At 52.8% G+C, this 9231-nt stretch carries 14 protein-coding genes; 12 read left to right on the forward strand and 2 right to left on the reverse strand.

Annotated features, from left to right (window positions below):
* From BP727_RS09390 to BP727_RS09435, 10 genes are all read left to right on the forward strand, one after another.
* Positions 1 to 870 (forward strand): fumarate hydratase (locus BP727_RS09390; RefSeq protein WP_286858520.1); only part of this gene is annotated, 870 nt, incomplete at its 5' end.
* Positions 867 to 1403: a FumA C-terminus/TtdB family hydratase beta subunit gene (locus BP727_RS09395; RefSeq protein WP_276839557.1), complete on the forward strand. Its 537-nt coding sequence runs from the start codon at positions 867 to 869 to the stop codon at positions 1401 to 1403. The genes BP727_RS09390 and BP727_RS09395, both read left to right, overlap by 4 nt.
* A gap of 20 nt (positions 1404 to 1423) precedes the next feature.
* Positions 1424 to 2044, forward strand: coding sequence for a DUF434 domain-containing protein (locus tag BP727_RS09400; RefSeq protein ID WP_286858547.1), 621 nt, complete (start codon positions 1424 to 1426; stop codon positions 2042 to 2044).
* Positions 2045 to 2156: 112 nt separating this feature from the next.
* Positions 2157 to 2606: a hypothetical protein gene (locus tag BP727_RS09405; RefSeq protein WP_276838354.1), complete on the forward strand. Its 450-nt coding sequence runs from the start codon at positions 2157 to 2159 to the stop codon at positions 2604 to 2606.
* Between the two features lie 166 nt (positions 2607 to 2772).
* Positions 2773 to 3492 carry a glucose-6-phosphate isomerase family protein gene (locus BP727_RS09410; RefSeq protein WP_276620042.1) on the forward strand — a complete coding sequence of 240 codons (720 nt, stop codon included), beginning with the start codon at positions 2773 to 2775 and terminating at the stop codon, positions 3490 to 3492.
* A gap of 45 nt (positions 3493 to 3537) precedes the next feature.
* Positions 3538 to 4476, forward strand: a complete 939-nt coding sequence (locus BP727_RS09415; RefSeq protein ID WP_286858526.1) for a UbiA family prenyltransferase — start codon at positions 3538 to 3540, stop codon at positions 4474 to 4476.
* A 68-nt stretch (positions 4477 to 4544) separates the two neighbouring features.
* Positions 4545 to 5090, forward strand: coding sequence for a hypothetical protein (locus BP727_RS09420; RefSeq protein ID WP_276838347.1), 546 nt, complete (start codon positions 4545 to 4547; stop codon positions 5088 to 5090).
* Between the two features lie 66 nt (positions 5091 to 5156).
* Entirely contained in the window at positions 5157 to 5642 is a 486-nt protein-coding gene (locus BP727_RS09425; protein WP_286858528.1) for a hypothetical protein, read from the forward strand.
* 137 nt (positions 5643 to 5779) lie between these two features.
* Positions 5780 to 6232 carry a hypothetical protein gene (locus BP727_RS09430; protein ID WP_286858530.1) on the forward strand — a complete coding sequence of 151 codons (453 nt, stop codon included), beginning with the start codon at positions 5780 to 5782 and terminating at the stop codon, positions 6230 to 6232.
* 84 nt (positions 6233 to 6316) lie between these two features.
* Positions 6317 to 6589, forward strand: a complete 273-nt coding sequence (locus tag BP727_RS09435) for a SemiSWEET family sugar transporter (RefSeq protein WP_276620046.1) — start codon at positions 6317 to 6319, stop codon at positions 6587 to 6589.
* A 122-nt stretch (positions 6590 to 6711) separates the two neighbouring features.
* Here the strand turns inward: BP727_RS09435 and BP727_RS09440 are convergent, their stop codons facing one another.
* Positions 6712 to 7017, reverse strand: a complete 306-nt coding sequence (locus tag BP727_RS09440; protein WP_157863820.1) for a hypothetical protein — start codon at positions 7015 to 7017, stop codon at positions 6712 to 6714.
* Between the two features lie 218 nt (positions 7018 to 7235).
* On the opposite strand from BP727_RS09440, the gene BP727_RS09445 reads away from it, so the two are divergent.
* Entirely contained in the window at positions 7236 to 7580 is a 345-nt protein-coding gene (locus tag BP727_RS09445; protein ID WP_013720344.1) for an ArsR/SmtB family transcription factor, read from the forward strand.
* Between the two features lie 5 nt (positions 7581 to 7585).
* Positions 7586 to 8671 (forward strand): permease, encoded by a 1086-nt coding sequence (locus BP727_RS09450; RefSeq protein ID WP_013720345.1) that lies wholly within the window; start codon positions 7586 to 7588, stop codon positions 8669 to 8671.
* Between the two features lie 26 nt (positions 8672 to 8697).
* Here the strand turns inward: BP727_RS09450 and hpt are convergent.
* The coding region (hpt, locus tag BP727_RS09455; RefSeq protein ID WP_286858534.1) for a hypoxanthine/guanine phosphoribosyltransferase at positions 8698 to 9231 on the reverse strand (534 nt) is incomplete at its 5' end.

A 9231-nucleotide genomic window follows, 5' to 3' on the forward strand; every position in this document is an offset into this window, starting at 1 on the left:
CAGGTGACAGACGCCACCGTTCGCGCCCTATATCGAGCGGAAACCTCTCTTCCTCCCTGGGTCTTGGAGAGAATAAAAGAAGGGCTTGAAAGGGAGACCAATCCCCTGGCCCGCTCTCAGCTTCAGTTCATGCTGGACAATGTTAGCCTTGCCGGATCAAGAGGCCTGCCCATCTGCCAGGATACGGGCCTTGCTATATTTCATGTTCAGATGGGCCAGGATCTGATCCTTGACTTCGATCTTCAGGAGGCCATAGCTCAGGGAGTGAGGAGAGCAACATCTCAGATACCTCTACGGCCCAATGCCGTCGATCCCTTAACAAGAGAGAACAGCAAGGACAATACCGGTCCCGGGATGCCGGACATCATCCTGGACCAGGCCCGTGGCCAGAGCCTGAGCATAACTGCTTTTCCCAAGGGAGCGGGATCTGAGAACATGAGCCTCGTCATGATGCTCAATCCGGCAGACGATCCGATGGAGTTCATCGTCGATGCGGTCAGGGAAAGGGCAGCCAATGCCTGTCCACCCCTGTTCCTGGGAATAGGGATCGGCGGCAGCTTCGATCTGGCCGCCCGGCTGGCTAAGCACGCTCTCTTCAATATGCATCGCATCCAGCCATATTCTCGGGAATCCTCCCAGAGAGCCGATCGCTGCATCACCCATAACAGCTCGCCTGAAGAGATAAAAAAGCTTGAAGAGAACCTCATGAAGAGGCTGAACAGCCTGGGCATCGGCCCCATGGGCCTGGGCGGGGACACCACCGTCCTCGGCCTGAGAATCGAGAAGGCTCTATGCCATACCGCCTCCCTGCCGGTGGCCATAAACTTCCAGTGTTGGGCAAACAGAAGCGCTACCGAGGTGATTTTATGACCGTATTTCATCTCCAGACCCCCCTTTGCCAGGAGGATGTGAAAAAGCTGAACGCGGGAGATATAGTATTTCTGAAGGGCAAGGTGTTCACCACTCGGGACAAAGCCCATGCTCTGATCCGCCGCCAGGGCAGCCCAGTACCTTTAGAGGGAGCGGCGCTCTATCATTGCGGCCCCATCATTCAGGATGATTCTGTCATCTCTGCCGGGCCTACCACCAGTGGCCGAATGGCGCGCTATACCGAGGAGATTCTGGCTTTAGGGGTGAAGGCCATAATCGGCAAAGGAGGCCTGCCAGGAGAGCCGTTCTTGAATAAAGCGGTCTATCTGGCCTATCCAGGGGGTTGCGGTGCGGCGGCTGCATCACAGCTTCGGATTCGTGCTGTCCACTTCCCGGAGCTGGGGATGGCGGAGTCCATCTGGGAGCTGGAGGCCGAAGAACTTGGTCCGATGGTGGTGGCAGTGGACTCGTATGGTCGGGATCTGTACCAGGATGTGAGACTGTCGGCGAAGGCTGGAATAGAGAAGCGATAAAAGCAAAAACGGCAAAAGCCCTGGAGGAGGCGAGGTATCTGGTGGACCGGGGCTACCCCAAGGATTCTGCAGTCAGGTTCATCTCCAATCACCATCGATTGGCGATTGAAGAGAGGTTCATCCTGATGAGGGTAATAGTGAAATCGGACGTTGCTCGGATCAGAAGTTCCAGGATGCAGAAGTTGGAGGACCTGAAGGATCAGACCATCTTCATTGACGGCTACAATGTCCTTATCACCACCGAGAGCCTATTGGGAGGCCATCCCGTCTATTCGTGCGATGACGGCTTCCTGCGAGACAGCAGAGGGATCTTCAGGAGCTATAAAGTCTCCTCGCTCACCGCTCTTGCCCTCAACCAGATCCTTGATCTTCTGGCCCAGGCAGGTCCAGCCCGAACAGAGGTGCTGCTGGACCAGCAGATGAGCCGCAGCGGAGAGATGGCAGAGATGATAAAAGGAATGATGGCGGAGCGGCATCTCTGCGGCACAGCCAGAACCGCCAGAGATGTCGATCGCCTTCTTAAGGCAACCAGGGGAATAGTGCTGACCAGCGACGGAAATGTGATCGATAGCTTGGATCATATCATGGACCTTCCCCGAGAGATTGCCAGAAGATCGGGCATAAGGCCTCTGACTCTCTGACAATTGCCTGACACCATCTTTTATCTCTATTATCCAATCGTTATCTTTTTATGCTACATGGATTAATATACTATTGGGGTTTGAAAAGCTTTCAAAGTTATGGTGAGTGGTAATGAGAACGAGAGTATTTGCTTTAGTGGCGTTGGCATTGTTGCTCATGGGCGGAGGGGCTCTGGCATCCCATCCTATGTTCTTTCCCCTTAGCGAGCATACCATAGCCAAGGATATTACCGATAGCGGCATGCCGCTATACAGGACAACCACATTTACCACCGATGATGAGCAGGCCGTCTCCTGGTTGCTTATCTGGCGGGACTCAAAGCCGCATACTGTGGAGTGGAGATGGTACTGGCCCGAGGGCAGGACCTATGCCCGGTCGTTTAGCACCATTCCGCCCATCGACGGATTCACGGGAATGTGGGCGGCACCCGTCTGGAGCTGCCTGAAGATCAAGGGAACCGACGTTGCCAGGCTTCCAGGAAACTGGAGGGTGGATGTGATAGTGGACTTCAAAAAGGAGCTCACGGAGTACTTCACCATCAACACTCCTTATGCCTGCTGAGTCCTATACTGGCATATCAGCATATCGAGATTAATAAAGGTCCTGAATGATAAGACTGGCAAGCTAAAGCGCTAGCTCTGCTTTTAGTCTTTCCATTTCTTTGCTCGAATGCCAGTGGAAGACCATATAAATCCTGGAGGGCCTAAGGAGAGCGGTGGCATAGAAAATGGATCTAGAATTTGGTGGCAAGACCAAAGAGCCTGATATTCGCAGGCTCTTTGACATGAAAGACGTTATATTCGATCAGATCTGGCTGGCGGGAAGAGAGAACTTTGAGCTGTACTATATGTTCCGCGACCTCTTCTTGAGCCGGGCGGACGGGGATAAGCTTCGAGACCAGAACTTGAGATACGATATCACCATAATCCCTCCAGGGATGATGGGCAGCGAGTACATTAAGACTGCAGGCCACTATCACCCCCTGGCACCGGGGTCTGCCGTTACCTATCCTGAGCTCTATGAGGTGCTTGAGGGCGAGGCGCTCTATCTCCTGCAGAAGGAGGATCTATCCGATGTGGTGGCCATAAACGCAGCCGCCGGGGATAAGGTCCTGGTCCCCCCCAATTACGGGCATATCACCATCAATCGATCCAATAAGACCCTCAAGATGTCCAATTTCGTGGCCAGGGACTTCTCATCCCTCTACGATCCCATAAAGGAGACGGGAGGAGGGGCATATTTCTTTACCCGCGATGGGTGGATCAAGAACCCGCGCTGTCCGGAGGCGTCTGAGCTGCGGCGGGCCGACGCACCAGGTGGCAGAACCCTTTCCCAGCTGGGGCTGGCCAAAGGCAAAGAGATGTACCCTCTCCTCAAGGAGCATGGCCGGCTGGATTATCTGACCCGGCCCGGGGATCACCTGGATCTCTTTTCAGGCGTAATCTGAGAGTATGGATTCAAAAGATGAACCCCCGAGGGAAGTTTGAATAAAATGACAAACCAAGGATTCTCAGACTTCAGAGCATATATCGAGCTGCTACGCCCACCGCTCGCGCCCATGGACATCGCCATGCCTGCAGCCTCGGCTCTCTTGGCGGTCTATGCGGTGGAAGGGACTCTTCCTCCTCTGATTCCTTTTGTAATAGCTGTGCTCGGATCCTACTGTGCCATCACCAGCTCTTATGTCTATAACGACTGCTGCGATATCGAGGTGGATAAGGTCGGCATGCCCTGCCGGCCACTGCCTTCGGCAAAGCTGAACAAGAGGCAGGCCCAGTCTTGGTCGATATTTCTCTTTCTCGTCGCCCTGTCTGCCGCCCTCTACCTCAACCCCGAGAGCTTTGTCGCCCTCGTCGCTGCCACCATACTTGCAAGCATCTACTCCGCCTGGGCCAAGAGGAATACCCCCTTCTCCTGGATCTTCGTGGGATTATCCTATGGATTGGTGCCTTTAGGCGTCTGGCTGGCTATGGAGCCGGCGGGGATTCTCAAGGCCGGCGCTGGCATCCACCCTGCCTCTCTGATCCTGGCGGCGATGATCTGCATCACCGATTGGGGATTTACCAACTGCGATGCCTCCCGTGATGTTGAGGGCGACAGAAGAGAGGGAATTCCCACCACACCCGCCACCTTCGGCATTGCGGTCACCGCAAAGATGGTGGCCCTCTTCTGGCTGGCAGGAATCGCTCTTTCCATTGCCCTGGGATTGGCCTCGGGCCTGGGGTGGTTCTATTTCATCGCAGCCATTGTATCCGGCGGCTGGCTGCTGAGTCAGAACCAGGATTTCGTGCGCCATCCGACAGCAAAAAGAGGCGAGCAGTTCTTCTATCAGTCCGCCAACTACCGTGCGTGGCTCTTTGCGGCTCTGATCATCGATGTGCTGCTCAGAGCAATCCTGCTCCAGGCCCTGCCTCAGTTGGGTTGGCTTTGAGCACAAATGGCTATTGCATTCGAAAGCCTTTTATTGCCAAGAGTCCTTTCAACACCAGTGGGGTCAGTATGAAGACTGCATTTGCAGCAGCAATGGCATTGCTGATAGCATGCCTCTTGGCCGGGAACGCTCTTGCTCAGGAGAAGAGCAACTTCCAGAGCGTTGGCGGGGACTACGGCAGAAATGTATTGAGCAACATCGGAGCATCGGACGCCGAGACAGCATCAAAAAGCGAGAGCAATCAAAGTCTATGGAACTGGGGAGGAGCGCCCAAAGGCAGCTTGATCGTGGACGGTAATATCATCGGCGATCCCCGGTATACATTGAAGAACCTGAGCGTTATGCGCGATTGGCTGGGCGATTCGTTCGTGGATCCCTATGGAGATACCCCTGCTTATTCCTATTTCGATCCGGTCACTGGGGAGAGAGTTAAAACCTATGTGGATCCAATTACCGGGCAGCATTACTATACATACACAGATTCCAATAGCGGAAAACTGGTCTACGTCTACTTTAATCCGGAGACTGGCGAGCCGATATATGCCAGCTTCACTCCCATATCCGGCCAGTACATCGAAGAAGAACAATACTCATTGCCACCAATACTCACATAAAATTGATAAAATGACCTGCGAAAGCCTTTTATCATCAGGCATCAATCTCAGCACGGTGGGTTCGGTATGAAGACTGCATTAGCAGTGATTGTGTTGGCATTAGCTTGTCTCTTGCTAGCGAACTCTTCTGCTCAGAGCATTGGCAGCTATCAGACTCTGAGTGGAGATTCCGGCAGGTCTATCCTGGCAAGCCTGGAGGCCATTGATTCCCAATCAAAGGAACAAAGCCAGAATACAAGCGAGAATAATACCCTTTGGAGCTGGGGAAGCGCGCCCAAGGGAAGCGTTCTTGTGGATGGAGAGGTCCTGACAGATCCATTCAACAGCTGGAAGGATTTCAACCTCACAGAGAGCGGGATAGCTCAAGTGGGAGTCGATCCCTTCAAGGGGTATCCGATATATGCCTATAAGATCCCCAGGACTGGGGAGATGAAGTACTTCTACCTGGATCCTTACACCAATGAGCCATTCTATGTGGATGGCTATGCCGGTGCAGACATTCCTGTTGTTGCGAAGAGCAGCAGTTACTCATTGCCGCCGGTGTTGAGATAGGAGCCTCCCGGATAGATCTGAATTGACCGAACGGAATGATGGCCGCTCTGCTCACATGCAGGATAAGAGCGGAGCTTGATATTATTGGCAGAAATGCTGCCGTTAATGAGCATAATCGAATAAAGGAGTGATTGAATATGAAGAATAAAATCGTATATATTTCGATATTTCTGTGTCTGGCGGGCCTGGCAGTGGCCGCAGAATATACCGACTGGCAGAACGGAGCCATTGATGGCTTCAAGAAGGGCTTTGAGATGGGTCAAGCATACCAGCTTGCCCTTGACGGAAAGAATATCGATGGCTTCAATGCCAAGGTTGACGAATACAATGCCTGGGTGAGGGCCAACTTCGGAGAAGATCCAAATATGCTAATGCCGAAGATGACCGCTCCAGTAGATCTTAGCAAGCCGGTTCTCATCACCAATACCACCACCAGCTCGAAGGGGATAGTGCACGAGATCGATGGATCGTCAGGCAACAAGACATTTTCCACCAATGACGTTAACCTGCTTCCGGATGCGGCTATCAGGCAATATCGGAATTCTTCAGAGGGAAAGATCCTCGGAGCAGATTATCTGAGCGGGATCTGAAGCTTCCGCCGCAAGCTTCTTTTTTTGTTCGGGCGATCTGCCAAACTGCAATCCTCATATACTTGCAGCTCTAACAGAAGGCAGATGCAATGGGAACTGGTTGGCTGGTGTGCAGCTCTTTTGACGATGTTCGGATTCGTCCCCCAGATCCTTAAAATCTATCGGACAGGGTCTGTCTCAGATGTCAGCCTGATCATGCTCTTGCAGTTCTCTTTAGGAATGTTCCTTTGGCTGCTCTATGGCCTGTATATTCAGGATCGCATTCTGATCGTCTCCAATACGATCTCCTTTCTTACCCTGATGGTGGCCACCGGGATGTATATGAAGTACAGAAAAAGTGGTGCCAGCCCTCTGTAGCATCCATGAGAGGCAGTCATTAGCCGGAATGAAAAGCAAAAGAGCGCTCCAAGCATCATGTTCGGGAGCAGGCGAGAACAAGAAAGCAGGTTAACTGACATTGACCAATTGACACAGCATCCCTATCCGTCTTCTTCCCGCTCACTCATCTTATTTTTGATCCTCTCTTGCAGCCTCTCCAGAGAGGCTTTTGTGCTCAGGCGACTGTCACAGGGAGAAGTGTCTTTGGGATTGCAGCCAGCCAGAAGGTCCATCACTCTGTCGGCCATATCGAAGGCCTCAAGCTCCTCCAGATGCTGCAATAAGATACTGGCGCGGGAGTTGAATTCCCGGCATTTCCCCGTCTGCGAGATAGCAGCCTCGTGCATTTCATAGAGCAGAGAAAGCTCCTTATTGATCTGCAACCAGTCCTCCCTTTTTATCGCCATCCGGGAAAGGTATCCATCTTTCAGAAATATTAAGGCGATGATCAAGGCGATGCTCTCAATGCAGAGGCGATGGTCTTATAGTCTCGATTCCAGTATCCTCGAATCCGATCAGCCTGAAAAATCGAATCAATTGCTTGAATATGGAAGAGTGATAATATCGTATTATCGTCTTATGGCGATAAGCTTATATCTGAATATGCTTTAATCGCGCTCCAATCATGGCTCAAAAGAATGTCTCTGAACTGCGCTTGAAGATTCTGAGCGCTCTGTCCGATCCCACCCGTCTGGAGCTGCTCGAATACCTGAGCGGGGGCGAGCGATGCGTTTGCGAGATCCTTCCCGCCTTCTCCAGATCTCAGTCCACCATATCCAAGCATCTGAATATCCTCTTCGAGGCCGACATTCTGGATCGCAGAATAGACGGGAAAAAGACGCTCTACAGCATAAAAGACCCTCAGGTTTTCGAATTGGTTCGCCTTGTAGACCAGATGGCCCTAAAGCAGATATCGCAGCTCGCAGAAGCAGGAAGGATTATCGAGGAGTCATTGAGCTGCGGGAGATAGATTTCATGGCAACCTATGTCATAATGGCAGCCTTGGAGGCCGGGCTGGCAACACTGCTTGAATACCTCTCGGCGCATGTATTGACCTGCCTGGTGCCAGCATTCTTCATCGCCGGTGCGATAGCAGCTCTCTTGAACAAGGATACTGTGCTCAAGTACTTCGGTGCTGATGCCCCAAAGTGGCTCTGCTACAGCGTGGCTTCCACCTCGGGGACTATATTGGCCGTCTGCAGCTGCACCATCCTGCCCATGTTTGCAGGAATCGAAAAGAGAGGGGCGGGCATTGGGCCAGCAACGGCCTTCCTCTTCTCCGGACCGGCGATAAACCTCATGGCCATCATCCTCACAGCCAGGGTCTTGGGCCTGGACCTGGGTGTAGCCAGGGCAGTGGCTGCAGTCTTCATGGCCGTGGTTATAGGTCTGATCATGGCGGCTATATTCCAAAGACATGACCCAAGCTGCAAAAACGATGCGGCTCCTTCTTCTTTTGATGTCGATCCAGACCCGGATCAAATGAGCCGGCCCAAATATATCACTGGCACATTTATGGCCGTGCTGGTGGCCATACTGCTCGTTGCCACCTCAAGCGCCATAGAGCTCCTGCCCAAGGCGATAATCGTGGGAGCGCTGATAGCAGTGGCTGCCTTCCTGATGAATAGATACTACCAGCCAGAGGAAAAGAGCGCCTTCCTGGAAGAGACCTGGTGGCTGACCAGGAAGATCTTTCCTCTCCTGGTAGTGGGCACATTTGTAACCGGGGTGATCGGCTACTTCCTGCCGGTTGAATGGGTAAGGACCATCTTTGGCACCAGCAGCTTTCTGGCCTGTTTTCTGGCCTCAGTGATCGGCTCGTTGCTCTATATGCCTACATTGCTTGAGGTGCCAGTAGTCGGAACTCTTTTCGGCTATAGCACGGGAGTTACGGCTGCCGGTCCTGCTCTGGCCCTTCTGCTTGCTGGTCCATCCCTGAGCCTTCCCAATATGATTGTTATCTGGAGGATAGTTGGAGCGAAAAAGGCCAGCGTCTACATCAGCCTGGTGGTGATCCTATCCACATTGGTGGGAATGCTCTACGGTGCCGTCGTTTCATAATTGATAAGAGTAGGAGGATATCTTATTTATTTTGAGATTCCCGGTTCTACCTCGGACACCCGGCCGCCTTCGACCTTGACTCTGACCATGGTCTTCAGGTTGTAGCCTTTGGACCTCAGCAGCTCTGCTCCGTTTCCTCTCTCCACCACGATCACTGTATCCATAACCTCGGCCCCAGCCAGCTCCAGAGAGTCCAGCGTGGCCTGAAGGGTGCCGCCGGTGCTGATCACATCATCCACCACGATCACCCTATCTCCCCTGTTTATTCCGTTCAGATAGAGCTGCGAGCGGGAGTAGCCGGTGACCTGGCTGATCTCGACCTCATTCGGGAGCCCGTACTTTCTCTTCCTTATTATCACCAGGGGGATATCGCATAGGATGGAAAGCACTATGCCTATGGGAATTCCCATGGCCTCAACAGTCACTATCTTATCCACATCCAGATTGGCGATCCGCACGATATTGGCGGTGACCTCTCTGATCAGATCCGGCCTGATCTCGGGAACTCCGTCTGTAATGGGATGGATGAAGTAGTCGTACTCTCCCCGTTTGAATACGGG

It is taken from the genome of Methanosaeta sp. UBA356 (genome assembly GCF_002496465.1).
In the GTDB taxonomy this organism is placed as follows: Archaea; Halobacteriota; Methanosarcinia; order Methanotrichales; family Methanotrichaceae; genus Methanothrix; species Methanothrix soehngenii.